The sequence below is a fragment of the Tenacibaculum finnmarkense genomovar ulcerans genome (assembly GCF_900239495.1).
GTDB classification, from domain to species: Bacteria; Bacteroidota; Bacteroidia; order Flavobacteriales; family Flavobacteriaceae; genus Polaribacter; species Polaribacter ulcerans.
In genome coordinates this window covers 37,509-58,270 of the sequence record NZ_OENE01000035.1, presented here as the reverse complement: position 1 = coordinate 58,270, position 20,762 = coordinate 37,509, and the positions used below count along the sequence as shown (strand labels likewise).

Here is a 20,762-nt window from a genome sequence, read left to right as displayed (position 1 = left end):
AATCTTATAAAAATATGTTTTTTAACGAATTCTAATTGGTTTCTTACGGATTCTAATTAACAGTAAGTTACACCAAATTTTCTTACTAATTTTGATGATATAAAAACAAGTATTATGTGGTCAAACAGCAATTATTCTTCTATCTTAAAAATGTATTTAAACAAATACAATCGTTTAAAATTACAAATTAACAACAACGGGTTTATCGCTTCTATTGAAAAACAAGAAAATGGACAGTGGATTAACGACCGAAATTTACCTAAAATTTTAAATAAAATATCAAATAGTTTTCATTTAGAAAAAAATATGACCATTATATTAGAGCAGTAATAATTCTTGAAATTTTCAAGCAGGAAAAAAGCCGTATAGAAGCATAAAAAATTCAGAAATAACATTTAATTTAATTAAGTTTGTTACTATGAAATTGCTACAATCACTACTTTTATTTGTTTTTTTATTTATTACCAAAACTGTTATACCTCAACAAAATAACTTAAAAAACTACACTTTAAAAAGTGGTTTGCCTAGTTTAAAAATAACTGATATTACTCAAGATAATAATGGTTACTTATGGTTTAGCTCTAGTAAGGGAATTATTCGTTTTGATGGTAATAAATTTAAAACTTATACTCGTAAAAATGGTTTAATTTCAAATAACACAACGGTTATTTCTGCTCAAAAAAAGGCTGTTTTTATTGGTACAAACAAGGGTTTTTGTTCCGTAATTAATGGCAAATTCAAACAGTTTGAGAGTGACAGAATAAACTGCATAGTAACAAGCCCTTCACAAACTTTTCTAGGAACAAACAAAGGGATTCTTAGGCTTCGTAAAGATTTTTTATCGAATATTAGAACCAATTTTCAAATTGATTTAAATAAAATTAACGATTTAAAGTTTGATGGAAAATTTTATTGGATAGCAACCAACAAAGCTTTATGGAAACTCGATAAAATAATTAATCCAACGGTTTTAAAAAGAATTGAGCTTGGTAATTATACCGCTATACTTATTAATAAAAAAAGAATTATTGCCACAACTTATAACCATGGAATTAAGTTAATTATTAATACTAAAGTTAAAACGATAAGCACAGCTTTAAAAAATATTACGGGTATAAAATACATCAACAAACAGTTTTGGATTGTTAGCGAAGATCAAGGAATTGAAATACTTGATTCCAATTTTAACTTCATCAAAAGCATTAATAAATACAATACATTAAAAACAAATCAAATACAAACCGTTTTTCAAGACCAAGAAAAAAATATTTGGATTGCCACAAATAATCATGGGATTTACAGGCTAAAGAGTAAGAATATCGTTCGAAAAAAACCTGTAATTACCTTTCAAAACATCGAAATTGTTTATCAAACATTAGACAGCATAAATATTAATGAATACCCAAAAATTCTATCACTAAAAGCGTCTAAAAATCATGTTTCATTTACTTATAAATCGGTTAATATAAATACGCCTGGGAATATTTTATACCGCTATAAATTAAACAGAGGTTTTAGTAAATGGAGTGGTAAAAACACGGTTGATTTCCCTTATTTAACGCCAGGAAATTACACTTTTACAGCGCAATCTAAAATCGGAAAAATAAAAAGTAAACCCATTCATTTTCAGTTTTTTATTGACACTCCGATACATCAAAAAAAATGGTTTCAGTGGCTTATTGCTACTTTAATAAGCTTATTATTACTAGGAAGAATCTTATTTTATATCAAAAAAATAAAAGTGAAAAACAAAACGAAAATTGAAAAATTACAAGCGGAAAATCATTTATTATCGCTTGAACAAAAAGCCTTGCAATTACAAATGAATCCGCATTTTATTTTTAATGTTTTAAACGGAATTAAAGCCCTTGGAAATGCTGGTAAAACAACTGAATTAAACAATACAATAAGTAAATTCGCTATTCTTTTAAGAGCTGTTTTAAATAATTCGAGGCAAGAAGAAATTAATTTAGCAGATGAAATAAGTATTCTTAAAAATTATATTTCGCTAGAGCAACAGATAAATGCTACTTCTTTTGAATACGAAATTAATACTGACATAAACCTTGATGCCGAAGAAATTTTAATTCCTCCAATGCTAATTCAACCCTTTGTTGAAAACTGTATTAAACATGCTTTTAAAGTATCAAAAAGCAATAAAATTTCGATTATCTTTTCAACAAAAAATCAATTTTTAGAATGTAGTATTATTGATAATGGAATTGGGATTCAGCAATCAAAACTGCAAATAAAATCAAGTTCTCATAATTCTGTTGCTATTAAAATTACCGAAGAACGCATTAAAACACTTTCTAAAAAAAGTGCATTTTCTATTGCCGAAATTTCTAAAAACAAAGCTATTATCGGAACAAAAATATTTTTCAAAATCCCTTTAAAAACAGATTTTTAATATGCAAAAACTTACCGCAATTATTGTTGATGACATGCCTAGTGCTTTAGAAATGTTACAAAATGATATTTTAACGCATCATCAAGAAATTGAAATAATAGGAACTTCAAAAAGCGTTGTAGAAGCAGCTATTTTATTACAAAAACTACAGCCCGATATTTTATTTTTAGATATTATGCTTGGTGACGGCACTGGTTTTGATGTTCTTGAAATTCATCCAAACTTAACTTCAAAGGTTATTTTTGTTACTGCCAGTGATGAATTTGCTATAAAAGCCTTTAAGTTTGCAGCTATTGATTATATTTTAAAACCCTATTCAAACGATGATTTATCAACGGCTATTGATAAGGCAAAAAAACAGATTAAACCAGCGGTAGAACAACTTAGCGTTTTACAAGAATCTATAAAGCAACCTAATTTACGCCCTAAAAAGATTTCATTAAATACTACGGATAAAATTGTTGTGGTTAATTTAGATGATATTGTTCGTTGCAAATCTGACAATAACTATACGGAGTTTTTTTTTATCGATGGGCAACATCTTTTAGTTAGTAAAACCCTCAAGTATTTTGCTGATATGCTAAAAGAATTTAACTTTATAAGAATTCATCAAAGTCATTTAGTGAACATACAATACATCAAAGAGTTCATCAAATCAGATGGCGGATATTTAGTTTTAAAAAACAAAATAACAGTTCCTGTATCTGTTAGAAAACGAAATGAGGTTATTACACTTTTAGGAAAAATATAAATCTATTTTTTTTTATAAATTCCATTAGTTTCATTAATTTTTACCTATTTTGGTCTTGTACTAAACAATAAATATATGGTTGCACTGAAGCCCAAAAAAGGTAGGTTGTTAATTGCGGAACCTACTATTTTAAACGATAGTTCTTTTAAACGAACTATTATTTTACTAACTGAACATACCTCAAAAAGCTCTGTTGGGTTTATTTTAAACAGACCCTTACAGCATACTTTGAACGACTTGGTACCTGAAATTGACTGTGATTTTAGAGTGTATCAAGGTGGTCCTGTTGAGCAAGATAACCTGTATTTTATACATAAGGTTCCTCAACTAATACCCAATAGTATTGAAGTTGCTAATGGTATTTATTGGGGTGGTAACTTTGAAAATTTAAAAGAACTGTTGGTTGAAAACAAGTTAAAACCAACAGATATTCGCTTCTTTTTAGGATATTCAGGATGGGAAACAAACCAATTAATTGATGAATTAAATATTGATTCTTGGTTTATTTCCGAAAATGATTACAAAAATATTTTAACAACTAATAACGAGAGCTTTTGGAAAAATAAGCTACTTCAAAAAGGTGGTAAATATAAAATTTGGGCAAATGCACCAAGCGATATTCAAATGAATTAACCAGTAATAGCTAATAATTTAAGGCTGCTCTTTATTTTATTAGTTATTTCTGATGTAAATACTTTTTTTCGATAATTAGTAACTGATTGAATACCAATAATAGCATTTGTAATAAAAATTTCATCTGCTTTTTGTAATTCAAATGGAGAAATAACGGTTTCTTCAACAGTATAGTTAGGATGTTTTTCTAAAATTTCTAACACTTTTTTTCTAGTAACTCCTTTTATACATCCCTCGGTTAAAGCAGGTGTTTTTATAACGCCGTCTTTTATTACAAAAATATTCCCGTTAGTAGCCTCAACAACTCCTTTTCGTTCGTTAAGCAATATACAGTTGTCTAAATCGTTTTCATCAGCAAAAACAGCCGACAAGGTATTTAGCATTCTATTAGTTGTTTTTATAGTTGATAACAACCCCGAATAATTATAAAAATCTTTATATAAATCTATTTTATAACTCGTTTTTTCTATCGGATGAAACTCACTTGCTTCAATTAAGTAATCAATATCATTTGATGCTGGGTTATACAAGCCGCCATCTTTTCTATAAACGGTTAATCGAACCCTATAATTTAACGATTTAGGAAGTTCATTTGTTACCTTTAAAATTTCTTCTTGTAAAAATTCAAGCGTAAATTTCATTGGAATTTTCATACGTAGCATTCTCATTGAAGCCATTAATCTAAAATAATGGTCTTCCATAAAAACAACTTTGGTATTGAGTACCCGTATGGTTTCAAAAATAGCATCGCCATATTTAAAGGCTCTATTATCTTTAGATATTCGTAGTGCTGTTTCTGATATTATTTCCCCGTTAAAGTTAATCATTTTTCAAAATTTGATTGCAAAACTACAATAAAACTATAATAAAACTATAAAATAAAATTAGAATAATTTCGATAAAGTCGCGGTAAAAAAACTCGATGATAAGAGACTACAATATCGAGTTTTTTTGTGATTTTTATAAGGTATAAAACACTACGCTCCTATACTATTTTTTAAGCTTTCAATTTGACTTTCCCATAACATTTTTGCTTCTTCTAGGTCGTCTTGATCATCAGCAAAATCAGTAACAATAACAGCTACGTCTTTCGTTAAAGCATCTACCTGTATTAAAAATTCAAAATAACTTTCATCACCTTCACTTTCAATCCATTTATATTTTATGCGTTCGTTTGCTTTTTTTGCTAAAATTTTAGCCTCCTCTTCTGAACCATCCCAAGTAAAAGTAATTAATTTTCCACGAGAATTAACACTATCAGCAAACCATTCTTCTAATCCTGAAGGGGTTGCCAAACTATTAAACAGCATACTTGGTGATGCGTGTATAGGAAATTCTAATTCGTATTTAACTTTTGTCATTTTTTTTTTCTTAGTATGGCAAGGTATATATATTTTTTTTTAAAAAAAAATTCATTTTTATTACATTTTTTATTGTGTATCTAAAAAGAAGTTGTATATTTGCACCCGCAATGGCGAGATAGCTCAGTTGGTTAGAGCGCAGGATTCATAACCCTGAGGTCGGCAGTTCAAATCTGCTTCTCGCCACTCTAAACTCTGCATCCCTTACAAACAAAGGGATGCAGTTCTTTTTTAGAAAAAAGCGCACCAATAACTCACCATTCCGATTTCATGCACTTTACAATTAATCTAACAACGATTGATGTAAAAAAAAAATGCAAAAAAGCCAAACCTCAAAAAATATTATTCCGTTTATTGATTATGTTCCTGCGGAATTAAGAGAAAATAACCGTTGGGAAATCATCTTTTACGCAAAAGACCCCTATGAAACAAACCCAACAAAGCAACTAAAAAGAAAACGTCATCGCGTAAAACCAATGCCGAATATTCGTGAACGCCGTAAACACGCTAAACATATCGTAGCTAATTTAAATAAGAAACTTCAAATTGGCTGGACTCCTTTTATTCAAGATGACAACACTAAATTATTTACTAAGTTATTTGATGTTTTTGATATTTATATTCGTCAAATAGAACAACAGGTTGATAAAGACTCATTGCGCTCAGATACTTTAAGGGCATACAGGAGCTACATAAGCAACATGAAGGCCTTTATGATAGAAACGAACAGAAAAGAGTGTTTTATTGTTGACTTTAAAGAAGGACTGTGTCGTGAATTTTTAGATATGATATTCTACGAACGAAATAATTCAGCAAGAACACATAATAATTATCTTGCTTTTATCGGTGTATTTACAAGATGGGCAGTTAAAAGAAGGTATTTAAAAGTAGATTTCACTTCTTTAATTAGCAAAATAAAACAAGGGGATAAAAAACGAACAATTATTCCAAAAGAAGCTCGTGAGCAAATCTTCAACTATTTAACAGAAACAAACCCTGCGTATGCTACATTATGCAAAGCAGCTTTTTATTGCTTAATTCGCCGAACAGAATTTACTAAACTAAAAGTTGCTGATGTTATTCTAAAAAACGGAATTATTAATGTACCAGCGGAAGCTAGTAAGAATAGAAAATCGCAAATCGTAACAATTCCTTTAGAGTTAATAAATGACTTAGCTATTCATTTAAGAACAGCAAACAATACTGATTATTTATTTTCTGCGGATGATTTTAAGCCAGGGATAGCTATTTTAAACCCAAAGAAAATTTCAGATGTTTGGATAAAAACACGTAAACATCTGAAATTTAATGATACATATCATTGGTACTCCTTAAAAGACACTGGTATTACAAACTATTTGCAATTAGGAATACCTACAATTGACGTAAAGAATCAAGCCAGACACTATTCAATTTCACAAACAGAACAATATTTACCGAAACACATTTTAAAAGCTGTTGGCAATATTCAAAGTGCAAAATTAAATTTCTAAAGCATTGTTTCGCTTTCAACATCTAACTGCCAATGATTATTTGATATTCTTTTTTTCTTTATCGATTTGTACAAATGCTTTTTATTATACTTAAAACGTCCAGCGCCGATTTGGAACTTTTCTAGAATATGCGCTGGAAATTTGTCTTTATACGTTTCTGAATTTAAACGGAATTGCAACCATTTACGCCAATTCCGTTCGTAGTTTTCTTCCAGTGAGAAATTACGCCCATCAATCTCATCTACAGTAACGGGCATTCCGTTTTGCAAGCCGTCAAATAAAACAAAAGAAAAACCATCTTCTTCTTTTGTTTTTGTCGCTGTAAAAACACCGTTTAAAGAGGTTCGTCTCATTTTCTTAAAACCTACATCGATAGTTGTAATATCTTCCAATTTATAACCTTGACTATCATCTTGCAAACCATCTGACGAAATATACAACGCATTCAGGTGATCTTTTAATTCATATAATTTATTTTGATTAAATACCCTACTCACATTTATTGGCTCTAAATGACGTTCGTCTTTTAAATCAGTTTCTAAAAATTTTTGCTCAATATAATTGATATTCACTACGTTCTTATCAAAAGTAATTTCCAGGTTTAGCCAGTTTTTTACTTTGTTTAAAAAAGCACCAAAAGTAATATCTGGCATTAACTGACTTAATGAAAATGTGTTTGGAAATACATTTAACTCACCATCCGTTAAATCAAAAGAAATATTGTTATAGGCTGAAATATTACCGATACCTACAGATGTACCGAAGTAGAATTTACTTAAAGTTAACGTGATTTGAAGCAACTTTGATTCGTCAACGTCTTCTGAATTAATAAACAATTTTTCATCTACTGAATTATTTTTAGATGTGTAAATTGTTAGAGAACCGTAAGTGATTTTAAACTCTAATACTTCGATATTTACAGGTATAGAAGTATTTATATTTATTTCATAGTTTGCTTTTTGAGTAATAGGAAATGTTTGATAATGTTCAGCAACAACATCGGTGCCACTAATAATCTCACTTGTTGTGGTAAACTGAAAGCTATCTGGTATCCCTGAATAAAACTTTTCAAGTATTTTATCTGTATAGAGTAAAACTTTATTGTTTGCAATATCACTTACAAAACTACCATTCATAATGATGTTCTCACTCGCAAAACCGACCTTTAACACTTCCATTAAATAAGGCATCGGAACAATTAAGTTTCTATTATTAATTACTTTCTCACCATCAACTACGCTGCTGTCGTTTATCTTAAAACTACCTTCTTCAAAATTATTTACAATACCTTCAAACTGTTCGTAATTGCTATTTCCCTTTTTTTCAGCATCGATAATCATCGGAAAATTATAACCAACCTCAGGATAGCTTTTCGTAATGGTTTCTTTTGCGTGTACAAACAACTTGCCGGCTGAAATTAATTTAAACGGAAGTTTTGAAAGCTTTTTAGAAAACAACACTTTTGTTTCTTTTCCGTAATAGATACTACCTTCCATTTTACCGTTATTCAATTGTGATATTACTAAATACGCTTCATTAAACACATCATCAATTATTAGTGTTCCGTGAAATTTAGTGGCGTACTTAATCACGTTGTCAAGGTCTAAAAAACCAAAAGAGGCGGTAGTTTTATCATCTAACTGCTTTGAGAATGGCCAAGTGTATCTTTTAACGAAATAATTAAAAAACATCGGGTTTTCTTCAACTAACGTAATATTAACATCGGTCAAATCTAAACGAAATGATTTTGGTGTCTTACTTAAAAACTCTATCATTTTATTAATTTTTCAAACGTTAAATTAAAAGACTTGTTATTTTCTGAAATATTTGGGCGTGAAAGTGTTTTCGTTGTTGATTTTACAGCGATTATTTCATTTTGATATATTAATTTTATGTTTTTTGATTTTAACATTTTACTTACAACTTCAATACTTTCATACGTATATAACGGCCCAGTATTTAATTTAAAACTGGTTTTATTTACTACAGATAACACTTTTGTTTCCGTAGTTAAATGGTCTTTTCGGTAACTGAAATCTTCTGATTTATAATTATCTTTTTCCGCTAAATCACCTGTAAATTCCAACGAATCAAAAACTCCCCATTTATTCTCCCAAAAAACAAGCGCATTGTCTGCAGTATTTGGTTTTATAAACACGGTTACAATAGTATTGTGGGCGGTTATGATAATAGCGTCACCTTCTTTTAAATCTAATAAATTTAAAGGTATTTTAACATTATTAAAATAACTCGAAACAGCAGGAAATGTAACTGTTTTATTTATCGAACCTGTTATTTCTATTTCAGTTACTGCTGTTAGTAATGGATTGAAAAAATTAAAAGAAACTACTCCTTTATTGGTTAAATACATTTCTTTAGTATTATCACTAAGCCAATTATCAAAAGGCGTAACTCCTTTTACAAATGGTATCTTATTTAGTTTAACACCTTCAATTACTTTATCTGAATACACTTCAGCTTCGTGAACATCAATCGTTAGCAAAGCTGGTGAGTAGGGTGTTTTTAAAGAGATTGTATCTAAAACTAAATCAGGTTCGTTATTAATTATTTTATTAACCACCGCACCAATTCTCTTTTTTGCAATTCCATTAAAAAAAGGAACTGCTGACGGATATTTAAACGTTTCATTATTGTACTCAGTGACAACATCAATAGCTAAATATGTAGCTAGCCCTTCTGATGAAATAACAATATTATTTTGGTCATCTGAAAAATAGAGTGTTGTTTCTGACAATGTTTCTTTGGTAAACTCATGCACCACCAACACTACATTGATTAGTTGCTCAATATCACCAGTAGTTAACTTAACAGTTCCTGAGTATCTACCTACTGCAAATCCTGCGATTTTTTCAACAGAAACATCAAAAAAACCAACACCTGCATCACCACTAGCATTACTTAACAACAACCAATCATCTTCAGTTGTTGCTACCCATTCTTTTGACACGTTTAGTTCTATTCTTTTTGCCGCGGGTAAATTACCAGAAACAGTATAGTTAAAAAGCAAGTGTGTTGGTGTGCAATACCCAGTTCCTTGATCACCCAAAGAAACTTCTAGTTTGATTTCTAAAGAGGTAGAAATTCCAAATATTGATACAGGAGGAATGTAGCCGTCTGGGTCAGGAGCTTCACCCACACCACCACCGGGATTTGTACCACCACTGTCATCATCATCATCATCATTCAATAAACCACCTGTATTCGTAAAGGTAATGTTTTCCGTATAATCACCTTGAGTTAAATCATTCGGTACTACTTCAATAATCAATTCCTTATTCGCTCCAGCCTTTCCGTTGACCATTCCTAAAGGTATCCATTCGCACTTAGTAAAATCCGCAGTCCAATCACTATCAGACGTGATTTTTATCTTTTGCGACGCAACCGAAGCGCGACCTACAACATGATTATAAGTTAAATTCCCTGGAGAAATAGTTAAAAACGCTTCCCCTACATTCAATACTACGGTTAATTCACCAATAAAATCGTCTATAATTGTTGAACGGTCATCGTTTTTCGAAAAATGATAATCAGGGTAACTATTGTAAAATTTAATAGTTACAGAATACTCACCTACATCTAAATCCTCTACGTCTTTTAATGATAAATAAACCGTTTTCGAATGCTTTGATGAACCTGATGACTCATCGTAATTTACTGTTGGCATTAAGTAGGCTGGAAGCATATTTAACCAGTCAGCTCCTGTGTAACTGTACGTTATATTCCCTGTATGTTGGTGAGCGTAATCAAATTGCAGGCGTACCGGTTGCCCAGGAGGAAATGCGTTACCTTTTTTGTAATTAAATACTAATTTATCTGGTGTAACTGCCATTTTATTGAATTTTTGCGTTTTCGCGTGAATTATTAATTTTTTTAGTACGGATTTTCAATTCTTGAATTTCTTCATCACCAATTAGAGCGTAGGAAATTATACCGTTATCTAAATGATTATTTAAGCGTGTTAATTGCTCTAGTAACATTGGTGAATTATTATCTTCAAATGTTTCGGTTTCGTCAGTTTCGTCATAATCACTAACTCCTGATGATGTTGGTGGTGCCACATGACCGCCATCAAAATACCCTGGGCCTTTTATTCGTTCGTTTTCTAAATACTGAATAGTTGGTGCGTATCGTGGGTTATCGTTCATCCATTTTGGCGCAACCCATTCACCAACGTGAACTGGTCCTGTTACGCCATCTTGCCCATCGTGGTATAATGCTTTATCGCCAGTGTGCCCTCCAACAAAATGCCCTTTATTTGGTAAAGGTTTTGACATAACGAATGCAGCTTGTGCAACTCCCATAGCCCCAATTAATGCAGTCCACGGCAAACCACCAGTTAAAGGACTAGCGGCAGCAGCTTTAGCGATACCTATTCCTGTACTTACTGCAATTGAAAATAAAGCAGACGTTCTTTCTCTTTTAGCCTTTTTATACTCTATTTCTGCCTGTTTTTTTTCTAATTCAGCATCTAAAGATTCTATTTCTTTATTAGATTTCTCTTTTAAAGATTGTATTTGCTTATTGTACTTTTCTTTATCAATAAGACCATCATCTAGTTGTTTTTTTAAAGCTTTCTTCTTTTCTTCTTCAGATTTTTTTAAAGCTTTTTTCTTTTCGTTAGTGGATTTCTCTAAGGTTTGTAATTGTTTTTTTTCGTTTGCTTCCAAAGATTGATTATACATTCCCCAAGCATCCTGCAAACCATTAAGAACTGCTCCAACAGCTTCTATTTGCCCCTTTGCTGTGTCTAAATTCTCAAAAGATTTATCCCATTGATCTGGTGTCATTCCAAAAAAATCAAAATCATTTGAATTGGCGGAATCATCTTCAGCATCTTCATTACCACCTCCTTTTAAACCACTCTTAGCTACATTTACGTCTGATAATTTTAAACGAACTTCCTCCAGCTTTTCGTTTAAAGCTTCTTTTTGTTCTTCTGTAAGAATATTATCCGCAAAATTTACACCTTCTACTTCCCCTGTATTTAAAGCGGTAGTGTATAAATTTATTAAGTCTTGAAAATATGCTGCTTGTTTTTGAAGCTCTAAAGATTCGTGTTGTCTTTTTAATCCATTTTTAGCAGTTTCAATAGAATCTATTTTATCAAGTTCTTCATTACTAAATGTTTCACTTAAAAGAGATTTCGCTTTCGCTAAATCTGTTACACTTGCTATTTCATTATTAAATGATGTTTGCCTTTTGATTTTTTCAGATTCATAACTTTTCGCTTTTTTCGCTAAAAAATCATTAATAGCCTCCGTTTCAATTTTAGCAACTTTAACTTGATGCTGGGCTTCTAGTTTTTCTTTGATTAATAAATCCAACTCAGTTAGTTTGTTTTTATCCTTACCAAACAAACCAGCTTTTTTTAATCTATCTTCATAAGCGGCAACCTCTTTTTCTATAACTGTTTTTGAACTTAACAAAACGCTATCCCTAAAAGCTAGCTCATCTTCTTTTTGCTTCTCTAATAAAGTAGCTTTTTTTTCTGCTGCTTTTTCTTCTGCTTTAGTTTTCGCTTCCGCTACTTTAGCATTTAGAATTGCCTTTTCTTTATTTGAAGCTCTTATTTTATTGATTTCTAATTGAAGTTGTTCATCTGTAGATGCTTCAATGTTTTTGATTTTGAATTTATGTGCTGTTTTTTCGAGCGCATCCCTAGCAATAACCTGTTCTTCTGTTTTTTTAGTTTTTTTAACTTCCGTAGCAACAAACTTTGTCAAGTAGTCTCCAGTATGTTCATCTAAACTAGCTTGAACACCAATTTGTATTCCTTCTATTTCGGTAGCTCTCGCTTGTAGCTTTGCTATTTCATTTCCGTCAAGTTTAATTTCTGTTGTAATTACATTATTAGGTCGAATATCATGTGATAGCTTTATAATGTCGCCATCTTTATCTCTTTGAGCTAAGGATTTATTAATATTCGTTAATTCTGAATTTAATTTCGCTAATTTTTTAGTTTCTTCGTCTATAACGTCAACGTTTCTATATTTCAGCATCGCTTTATGGTTTTTCATAAACTCCTTTGCTGTGTCTGAAGAAACACCAATTGCTTTACCATATTTATCAAATGCTGTAATTGCTGTTGGTACTATCCCACCTATTTGCTGAATAACTGTTTTTAAACGGTTTTGTTCCTGTTTGCTTAAATTGGTTTTACTACTTAAATTATCATATTCAGTAATTAAAGGAGTTAATGATTTATTTAGATTTACTACTTTTTTTGCTTGCTCATCAAAAGAATCTTTTGCTTCGTCGGCTTCATCTTTTACACCTGTTAATGTCCCTAATAAACTTGCTAAACTCATCTTCATTGAGCTATACATTACATTCATAGCACTACCTACGCCTGTTAATTTCACCCAAACATTATTCAAAGCCTCATTTGCTTTAAGCTCTAGTTTCTTAGCTTTTACATGATTATTAGTAGTGTCAATTAAGGAATTAGTTGTTAGATCTATTGCGTGTAAATTTGATAAATACTTGTAACCAGCGTCTTCCCCAGGACCACCGAAAATATCTGCAATTGCCTGCCCTACTACCTGACTTTGCTTCGGTAACTTTGACATCTTTTTAGAAACCTTCTGCATAATCTCAAAAGTTGTTTTCGAGCCACTTTTCAATTCTTTCTGAATAGTTTTCGAACTCAAACCAATTGCGTTTAAAGCTCCAATTGTTGCTTTCGGCATCTCTCGCAATCGTAGTGTTGCTTCTTTTATCGCGTCAACTCCTTTATCGCTGTAAATACCTAGTTTTACTTCTTGCGACATTAAAGCAATTGCTTCATCTGCTGAAAAACCTGCTTCTTTTAATAAAACAGGGTATTCTTTTAATTTATCTAAAAACTCGCCATTAGCATCAGCACCAGCTAAAAAACCATCTTCTATTTTTTCCAAGGCATCTACAAAATCAATTTCCATTCCTTCAGCGAAATTATGCGCTGCTTCAGTCATTTTTTGAGTATCAGCTTCAAAAGTTTCAGACATTGCTTTTACTTTTGATGTTGCTTTATCTAAAGCATTTCCTTGTAAATTAGTTACCTGTGAAATAACACCTTTTAACTTCATCAAAACATTTACTTTATCCGCAATTGTTTTGAAAAATTCTAAAACAGCTCCCACAGAAAAAGCGGCTAAAATCATAGGACCAATACCTTTGATTTTAGTTTTCATTTTATCCATAGCGGAAACTGTTCCGTTAATTTCTGTTTTTATCGCTTGAAAATGCTCCCTTGCTTTTTTAAGTTCTTCTGATTTCTTAATAAACTCTTCAGTCCCTGGTGTTAATTTCTTTAAATCTCTATTAAGCTTTGCAACTTCAGCCCCAACACCACTTAACGTGTTTTTCACTTTTTTTCCATTGATAACAATATCAATATCCCAAACTCCTTTTTTCTTGTACGCCATTAGTTCAAGTCGATATTAGCACCGTTAAAAATTACAGGAATTTCTTTCATCCGAAGTTTTCCTATTTCATCAAATAAATATTGAAAAGCTCCAGAATCTTCTATTCCTTCCGTGATAAATGATTTTCCTTGCATCATCATTCGATGCTCTTTTACAGTGTAGAATAGTTTTGATTTTTCGTTATGACGTGTATGCCCTGTTCTTTTACTACTTATACCCTGTTGCAAAATGTAACCGTGGCGTTCCATCTTGGTGCTAATTCTAAACAAACGCAATTCCCCCATTACAGGTCTTGTTTTCACACTTTCTTCTAACTCATGTGTATCAATTAACCCGTAGGAGCGTAGCTGTTGGGTTATACGGCTTTCTATCATTTTAGAAGCTGTACGCCCTATTTTACGTTCTGCTTTTTTTATAGCTTTATAATCAATATTGTTACTCATATTGCACTTAATTTATTGCAATTTAAGTGCGGGCAACTTTTTAAAATAGGACACAAAAAAAACACTCAGCTAGGAGTGTTTTTTTGGGGTGAAATAAAATATATTATGCTTTTTTTGACCAGCGGTCAATTTCTGGTATGTTTGAAATTTTAGTTAAAAAATTAACAAGAGCCATATAAGTACTACCTTTCATGTTTCGTTCTCGTTGGTCATCTGCTTCATCAGAAGAAATATAACCGTAAAAAATTCTATTTAAATCTTCTCGTAAATTTTTAGCATCAGTTTTAGAAAGTAAATCCTCTAATAAATGTAATGCTTGGTCGTTTGGAGTGTTTTTGAATGTTTTTTCTGGCATGATTATTTGTTTTTATAAATACCCGAACATGTTCGCCAGAAAAAACATTCAAAATGAATTGATGATTACAGATTTTTACATCTGTCATGAACGGGATTTGATTTTTATTTTGTGGATACATTTTAAATATTTGTTTTATCTGGCGTTGCAAATATATGAATTAATTGTTATTCTTTTTTGAACAAATCAAATTGTTCGGTAACAATTTTTTTATCTAAACTATTTAATCTTTGTGTTGCATTTTTTTGCTGTTTCTTTAATTTCTCTATTTCTTTATAATCATCTGTTTGTTTCCAATTAGCTTCTAATCTCTCAATTTCTATTTGATAATTAGTTTTCTCTTTTAAAATAGATGTACGTTTTGTGAAAGTGTCAAAAAGAGCATCGTAACATTCTTTTTTGAAGTTTATAACATCTTGTTTAATTTCTGGCTTAACCTTGTTTGGGTTGATAGTGAATAACCACCCGAAAACATATCTTAAAGAAATTACACGCATTTTTCTAGTTTTACCATCAGCTGCAACTACCCCCTTTAAGGGGGTTAGTTGCTTTAAGATTTCATCATTATTTATTTTATCGATTTGATTATCATAATCCACACCAATCGCTTCACAAATTGGTTTAATTGCCACATACTTTTCATTTGATAAAGTTACAATCGGAATTTGTTTTTCATTTACTGTAATTAATTGAGTACTCATTGCTTTATGTTTTTATAAATAATCATTTAATGATGATTACCTATCGCAAATATACATTTAATTTACATCTATACTAATTAAATGTATATTTTTTATTATAAATAACCATTTAACGTATATTTACCACATGTATAGAATCAAAGAAATAGCAAAGAGTAAAGGAATTCAAATGAAAGAAATAGCTAAACAAATAGGTGTTGAAGCTAATACTTTAAGTAGAATAAACTCTGGAGATAGTACTAACGTAGCAACTCTTCAGGCAATAGCAAAAATATTAGATGTAAATATCAAAGAATTATTTAAAGGAGATGCAACAATAACTGTCGTAATCGAAGAAAAACTATTTACGTTTCATTCAAAGGAAGATTTTAAAAACTTTGCAAAAGAAATATAGAGCAATTAAAAATCATAAAAAAACCACTCAATTACGAGTGGTTTTTTTATTTAGATGATTTTTTATATTAATAGTATAATTTTTTTCTTCTTTCATAAATTAGCTTTATATTTTTAACTAACCGAACAGAATCTATATTTATCTTGTAATCTTCTTTCTGAAAAGGCTTCTTTAAGGTTAGAACCTTATCTAGTTTTCCATAGACGAAAACATAATCATTTACTTTTTTATCAATAAAAGATTTATATAACGCACTTGTTTCATCTTTCTCAGTTTCATCTATACGATTGAAATCATGGTAATCAATATCTAGTAAGTGCTTTCTGTAATCAGTTAAAACAACTTTAATCTGTTTTTCATGCTTGAGTTGATGGAAATCAATCCTTTTAATTTTCATTAAAAAACCATCAATATTAGTTAAGCTATCAGAAATGTATTTTTTCATGTCCTCTGTAAACACTTTTTCCATTTCATTTTTTTGAATTTCATTTTTTGAAAAAAGAGGGTATTTTTGATATACAAAAGAGATGAAGTTTTCTTGTATTTCAGACCCTCTTATATAGTGAACTTGTTTTTTACATCCAGTAAATAAAACAACGATAAGTAATAATAATATTCTCATAATTTAATTTTTACAACAAATGTACATTTATTCCATATCATTCCATTTCGACGCATCAGGAATTTTACAAACTTGATTTTTCAAGGCAAATTCACAACGATAACCATATAAAGTATCTGTAAAAATGGGTCCTATCTTGTAAAAGCGAAAAGAACCTTCTTCAACACGTCCGTAAAGCCAGTTTTTATTTCCATCAGCATCTTTAATATTGGTGGCATCGTGTAAAATTCTTGTTTCAATATCAAAACAAATATTTTGGCAACGGTTTAAAACCTCGTTTTGAGCATCGTATTCGTTGGCATTTCCTGTTCTTGTGTTTGGCTTGTCTAAAACAGTAAACGCTACAATATTATTATGCGAACGTTGCGTGTTATTTCCTGAAGTTTGCACTTCTACGGCGTCAATTAATTTAACAGGCAAATCAATGCCGCTTCTTAGATTCCCTGTAAACTCCGTAACATTCCATCGGTATTTGGATGCAATATCAATATTTGCATCTGCTAAATTCTCTAAGTAATTTGTGATTGTTTTAAAATCTATTCTAGGCATTTGGTTGGGCTTTTAATTGTTCTTCAAATTCACTTAAAAAAACATAAATATTCGTACTGATGGTTTCTTGATGCGTTCCGAATTTCTTGCCAGACAGATGCAATGCTAATTTTCCAAAACCACTAGAATTTGGCACTTTAGGGTTTTTTGATGTTGATTTCGGAAATACAATTGGAAATTGCGCATATAAATGTTCACGGCAACCTTGATAAGTTACTAATGTTGCATAAAATCTATTTTTATCAATTTTAGATAGTGCTTTTGCATCACTTTCTAAAGTGGTTTTATCAAATAAAACACGCTTGCCGTCCTTACCTTTAATACGATACAAAACAGCCGTTAAATAATGAAGGAATTCTATATTTTGCGTTCGCATCCATCCTAAATATAAATCTTCAGTATGCGAAAATTCATCAACCGTTAAATTGTTAATGCGATCACCAGGAGCGTAGAGAGTTTTACCTTTCACCTTAAATGATTTTATAAAATTGGCTCGTTTTTGATTTTCATAAATAAAAGAATAATGCTTCTTCAATTCTGATAAACTAACATTTCTTAAAATAAGACGTGCTGTTTTCTTTTTTAGGAAATTCCACCATCGGATATTTAAAAGTGTAAAAAATATCCTAACATCAGTTAATTCACCTTGATTTCCATACATAATACCTGCTATTTTCTTTAATTGATAATCCGATAATTCATTCCAAGATGTTGGAATATTTATAGTTTTTTTCATATTTAACACATTAAACAAGCACTCCACAATATTACACCGCCCCCCAGCTTTATTAAATATTGCTTCATGCTTGTTTTATTTTTCAATCACAGTAACTTTCCCCGTGCCGCATTTAGATTTTTGTGTAAAATTAAACCGCCGTTCGCCAAGTCGTAAATTTAATAGCCATTTTATCCTTTTTCGCTTGGTTTTATGCTTCAGTAGAATAATATTATTTTGATATTTCTTATCGTTTACAGTAACATTCAGGCTATCGTTATTATAATTTACGGTGCCTTTTATCGACAAACATTCAGAACTGTCTTTCCATTTTAGCGTTGCAGGAATATCTTTTCTAATTGATGAAACTAAACCGCTAACATCCATTTTCTTTTTTACTGAATCTACATATTTTTGTTGTTGATAATATAAATTCTGAATGCGTTTTTTGCGGATGTTCGTCTTGCTTAATAATTCGGATAGTTCTTTATTTTGATTAATTAATTCTTCTAATTCATTTTGATTTTTAACTTTAAAAACAGCAACTTTTAAGGAGTCTATTTTTAAAGCACTCGTATAATTATCTGCAATTCTTTCATTATCTTTTAAAAGCTCGATGTTTTGCTTTTGCAGTAAAATAACATAACCAATAACAACTGCTACTGACGCATATTTAATGAAATTAGAATTAAGTAAACTGAGTATCTGCATCATATCAAATATTCTTTAGGATTAATTAAAACACCATCTTTATACATTTCTACGTGCAAGTGATTAAGCATTAAAGATTGCCCTTTTTTCTTGTTTCTATTGTGATATTTAGCCACATTTTCGGCATATCCAACACGTTGCCCTGCACAAACTACATCCCCTACTTTTACACAAGATTCCAAGTAACAAAGTCTTATTCTGAATAAATCGTTGGTAACTTCTACATATCGCAAATGTGATGATTTCGGCGAGCTGTACATATAGCCAACTTTTGTAACTGTTCCGTAAATCATGGAAGTAATACTTTCGCCAGGAACGGAAAGAATATCGTGTCCTCGATGGTATCGTCTTTTTCCATTTCGCCAGCCTCTTTTGGCGCCAAAATGCCCAAATCCTGTTGGGTCGTTTCCTCTGTCTATTATTTTTTTTAGTGGTGCGTGCATTTTATTCTTCAATTTTCAATTTGGTTTTTATATAAATAGAGATAAATGCAATTACCTGTTGTATTTCCGTCAATATATCCTTTGCAAATACTCCAGATATAGAGCAAGCAACGAATATTACTTCATCTGTAGCGTTCAGGTAGTTTCGCATGATTACTCCGACGCAAAATCCTATAAATGCTGATATGAATAATACTCCTAAGAACGTAACGAAACTCATCGTGTTTCTTATCCGATGAACAATTGCACCAATTAATCCGCCAATAACATATCCGCTATATTTATTAACCATATTTATTAATTCTTCCTTCATTTTTATTTTATTTATTTCTTTTGATGATTTTATTACTGTTTTAGTATGTATTTTGTATGTGCGGGTTTTAACCAATCCCAGGCGATAAGCTGTGGCGCTACGCCGTTTAAAATATTTAATTGATTTTGGTTTACGTAGATTGTTGTTAGGGTTGGGTTATTGGTGCAACTGAGATGAGTCAACTTAACATTTTTACTTACATCTAATGTTGTTAGTCTATTGTTGAAGCAAATCAACTGACGCAGTTTAACATTTTTACTTACATCCAACACCTTTAATTGGTTATTTGCGCAATGTATATAAATCAACTCATCATTTTTACTTACATCTAATTCTGTTAGTCTATTGTTGAAGCAATATAAATTCTCCAGACTAATACTTCTACTAACATCTAATGCCGTTAATTGGATTCTGTTGCAATAGAATTTAGTCAAACCCCGACTAGAGGTAACAACAACAGTTTCACTTCCTGTATTTCCGCTAAAATCAATTATTAGTATCCCTACTCCGTTTTGAGTAACCTCCTGAGTATGAAGCTTACCCAAAACACTCCACTTAACAAGTCTTTGACTTTTATCTTTAGAAACCTTCCAATCACTCGCATTACTCGTAGTAACCATCGTAATTTCTTGCCCCCCATATCTTCTTGAACTTGCCATTCCCATAATTACGCTCTAATTAATTGACCGCAAACGAAATACTCATTTGCTCCTGTTTTGGTTATTTCAATCATTGAATTTTGCCCATCAAATTCGAGCGTATCGTTTATATTGCACAATTCAGTTGCCGTTCCTGACGTAGCTACTTTACACGTTCCTGTTCCTTTATATAAATATTTAGCTGTGTCGCCAATTCGTGGGAATGATGCGGTGTTTAGGATTATTTGTGCATTTGCGTTTGATAGTGGTACGACACTACCAACATCAGAAGCTTTTGCCGTGTAGCTTGTTATTGTTGATATTGGTGCAACGGTTTGTTTTGGTAAGTTTCCTTCGTGATAAACGTCTTTATCGCCTACTTTAAAGCCACCTAAACTTGACGTTACGCCATAAAAATCAACATCTTTATCGTTTTTGATTCGAACAGCTAAACCACCTCTGATATAATCATAAATAAACATACCTAGATTGTCCGCGGTAAAGCCAAACTTACTAGATCCTGTTTTCTCAATAAAAAGTCTTGAATTTTCAAGTGTGACATCTCCTTTAACTCTTCCACCTGACAGTTTTAAGAAGGTATTAAAAATACCAATATTCGCCTGGGCCATTTTTTTTTGGTTTGGCGTTAAATTTTGAGAAATGACGTAGCTAACTTTATTAGCGATTGATGAAATTAAAGCATTATCTGCCGTGGTCATTTCCGCTAATAACTCCTGTATTGAATTAATTTCAACGTCAGGATTATTAAGCAGCATTTGAACAACCTCATTCATTGATGTTAG

22 protein-coding genes and 1 tRNA gene are annotated in these 20,762 nt (G+C 31.1%); 7 read left to right on the top strand and 16 right to left on the bottom strand.

The window, feature by feature from the left end:
* Nucleotides 1-114 precede the first annotated feature (114 nt).
* The 4 genes from DPIF8902391_RS09955 to DPIF8902391_RS09940 all read left to right on the top strand — a co-directional run bounded on the left by DPIF8902391_RS09955 (nt 115) and on the right by DPIF8902391_RS09940 (nt 3,794).
* A complete protein-coding gene (locus DPIF8902391_RS09955; RefSeq protein ID WP_058884537.1) occupies nt 115-330 on the top strand; it encodes a hypothetical protein in 216 nt (71 codons plus the stop codon).
* Nucleotides 331-418: 88 nt separating this feature from the next.
* Nucleotides 419-2,410: a sensor histidine kinase gene (locus tag DPIF8902391_RS09950; RefSeq protein WP_172505737.1), complete on the top strand. Its 1,992-nt coding sequence runs from the start codon at nt 419-421 to the stop codon at nt 2,408-2,410.
* A gap of 1 nt (nt 2,411) precedes the next feature.
* Nucleotides 2,412-3,161, top strand: coding sequence for a LytR/AlgR family response regulator transcription factor (locus tag DPIF8902391_RS09945; RefSeq protein WP_058884535.1), 750 nt, complete (start codon nt 2,412-2,414; stop codon nt 3,159-3,161).
* A gap of 75 nt (nt 3,162-3,236) precedes the next feature.
* The gene (locus tag DPIF8902391_RS09940; RefSeq protein ID WP_101915887.1) at nt 3,237-3,794 is read left to right on the top strand and encodes a YqgE/AlgH family protein; all 558 of its coding nucleotides are present in this window, start codon (nt 3,237-3,239) and stop codon (nt 3,792-3,794) included.
* On the opposite strand, the gene DPIF8902391_RS09935 is transcribed toward DPIF8902391_RS09940, so the two are convergent.
* Nucleotides 3,791-4,621, bottom strand: coding sequence for an aminotransferase class IV (locus tag DPIF8902391_RS09935; RefSeq protein WP_058884533.1), 831 nt, complete (start codon nt 4,619-4,621; stop codon nt 3,791-3,793). The two genes, DPIF8902391_RS09940 and DPIF8902391_RS09935, sit on opposite strands and share 4 nt — an antisense overlap.
* 150 nt (nt 4,622-4,771) lie before the next feature.
* Nucleotides 4,772-5,155: an START-like domain-containing protein gene (locus tag DPIF8902391_RS09930; protein ID WP_058886225.1), complete on the bottom strand. Its 384-nt coding sequence runs from the start codon at nt 5,153-5,155 to the stop codon at nt 4,772-4,774.
* A 112-nt stretch (nt 5,156-5,267) separates the two neighbouring features.
* On the opposite strand from DPIF8902391_RS09930, the gene DPIF8902391_RS09925 reads away from it, so the two are divergent.
* Nucleotides 5,268-5,341, top strand: a tRNA-Met gene (locus tag DPIF8902391_RS09925).
* Nucleotides 5,342-5,469: 128 nt separating this feature from the next.
* Complete coding sequence (locus tag DPIF8902391_RS09920) at nt 5,470-6,648, top strand: tyrosine-type recombinase/integrase (RefSeq protein WP_172505736.1); 1,179 nt, start codon at nt 5,470-5,472, stop codon at nt 6,646-6,648.
* On the opposite strand, the gene DPIF8902391_RS09915 is transcribed toward DPIF8902391_RS09920, so the two are convergent.
* The 6 genes from DPIF8902391_RS09915 to DPIF8902391_RS09890 form a co-directional block, all read right to left on the bottom strand.
* The gene (locus tag DPIF8902391_RS09915; RefSeq protein WP_172505735.1) at nt 6,645-8,423 is read right to left on the bottom strand and encodes a hypothetical protein; all 1,779 of its coding nucleotides are present in this window, start codon (nt 8,421-8,423) and stop codon (nt 6,645-6,647) included. The two genes, DPIF8902391_RS09920 and DPIF8902391_RS09915, sit on opposite strands and share 4 nt — an antisense overlap.
* On the bottom strand, nt 8,420-10,498 hold the full coding sequence (locus DPIF8902391_RS09910; protein ID WP_172505734.1) for a hypothetical protein: 2,079 nt from the start codon (nt 10,496-10,498) through the stop codon (nt 8,420-8,422). Before DPIF8902391_RS09910 ends, DPIF8902391_RS09915 begins: the two co-directional genes overlap by 4 nt.
* A gap of 1 nt (nt 10,499) precedes the next feature.
* Complete coding sequence (locus tag DPIF8902391_RS09905) at nt 10,500-14,075, bottom strand: phage tail tape measure protein (protein ID WP_172505733.1); 3,576 nt, start codon at nt 14,073-14,075, stop codon at nt 10,500-10,502.
* Nucleotides 14,075-14,518, bottom strand: a complete 444-nt coding sequence (locus DPIF8902391_RS09900) for a hypothetical protein (RefSeq protein WP_172505732.1) — start codon at nt 14,516-14,518, stop codon at nt 14,075-14,077. The genes DPIF8902391_RS09905 and DPIF8902391_RS09900 overlap by 1 nt, the downstream gene beginning before the upstream one ends.
* Nucleotides 14,519-14,621: 103 nt before the next feature.
* The gene (locus DPIF8902391_RS09895) at nt 14,622-14,873 is read right to left on the bottom strand and encodes a hypothetical protein (RefSeq protein WP_172505731.1); all 252 of its coding nucleotides are present in this window, start codon (nt 14,871-14,873) and stop codon (nt 14,622-14,624) included.
* A gap of 167 nt (nt 14,874-15,040) precedes the next feature.
* On the bottom strand, nt 15,041-15,574 hold the full coding sequence (locus DPIF8902391_RS09890; RefSeq protein ID WP_172505730.1) for a phage antirepressor N-terminal domain-containing protein: 534 nt from the start codon (nt 15,572-15,574) through the stop codon (nt 15,041-15,043).
* A gap of 127 nt (nt 15,575-15,701) precedes the next feature.
* Between DPIF8902391_RS09890 and DPIF8902391_RS09885 the strand changes: the two genes are divergently transcribed.
* The gene (locus DPIF8902391_RS09885) at nt 15,702-15,968 is read left to right on the top strand and encodes a helix-turn-helix domain-containing protein (protein WP_172505729.1); all 267 of its coding nucleotides are present in this window, start codon (nt 15,702-15,704) and stop codon (nt 15,966-15,968) included.
* A gap of 67 nt (nt 15,969-16,035) precedes the next feature.
* Here the strand turns inward: DPIF8902391_RS09885 and DPIF8902391_RS09880 are convergent, their stop codons facing one another.
* From DPIF8902391_RS09880 to DPIF8902391_RS09845, 8 genes are all read right to left on the bottom strand, one after another.
* Nucleotides 16,036-16,590 carry a hypothetical protein gene (locus DPIF8902391_RS09880; RefSeq protein WP_172505728.1) on the bottom strand — a complete coding sequence of 185 codons (555 nt, stop codon included), beginning with the start codon at nt 16,588-16,590 and terminating at the stop codon, nt 16,036-16,038.
* A gap of 27 nt (nt 16,591-16,617) precedes the next feature.
* Nucleotides 16,618-17,139, bottom strand: a complete 522-nt coding sequence (locus DPIF8902391_RS09875) for a hypothetical protein (RefSeq protein ID WP_172505727.1) — start codon at nt 17,137-17,139, stop codon at nt 16,618-16,620.
* Nucleotides 17,132-17,875, bottom strand: coding sequence for a hypothetical protein (locus DPIF8902391_RS09870; RefSeq protein WP_172505726.1), 744 nt, complete (start codon nt 17,873-17,875; stop codon nt 17,132-17,134). The genes DPIF8902391_RS09875 and DPIF8902391_RS09870 overlap by 8 nt, the downstream gene beginning before the upstream one ends.
* Nucleotides 17,876-17,950: 75 nt before the next feature.
* Nucleotides 17,951-18,568 carry a hypothetical protein gene (locus DPIF8902391_RS09865; RefSeq protein WP_172505725.1) on the bottom strand — a complete coding sequence of 206 codons (618 nt, stop codon included), beginning with the start codon at nt 18,566-18,568 and terminating at the stop codon, nt 17,951-17,953.
* Entirely contained in the window at nt 18,565-19,008 is a 444-nt protein-coding gene (locus tag DPIF8902391_RS09860; protein WP_172505724.1) for a M23 family metallopeptidase, read from the bottom strand. Before DPIF8902391_RS09860 ends, DPIF8902391_RS09865 begins: the two co-directional genes overlap by 4 nt.
* 1 nt (nt 19,009) lies before the next feature.
* The gene (locus tag DPIF8902391_RS09855) at nt 19,010-19,321 is read right to left on the bottom strand and encodes a hypothetical protein (RefSeq protein ID WP_172505723.1); all 312 of its coding nucleotides are present in this window, start codon (nt 19,319-19,321) and stop codon (nt 19,010-19,012) included.
* A gap of 32 nt (nt 19,322-19,353) precedes the next feature.
* On the bottom strand, nt 19,354-19,986 hold the full coding sequence (locus tag DPIF8902391_RS09850; protein WP_193706203.1) for a leucine-rich repeat domain-containing protein: 633 nt from the start codon (nt 19,984-19,986) through the stop codon (nt 19,354-19,356).
* A 2-nt stretch (nt 19,987-19,988) separates the two neighbouring features.
* Nucleotides 19,989-20,753 carry a hypothetical protein gene (locus DPIF8902391_RS09845; RefSeq protein WP_172505721.1) on the bottom strand — a complete coding sequence of 255 codons (765 nt, stop codon included), beginning with the start codon at nt 20,751-20,753 and terminating at the stop codon, nt 19,989-19,991.
* Between the last annotated feature and the right edge of the window lie 9 nt (nt 20,754-20,762).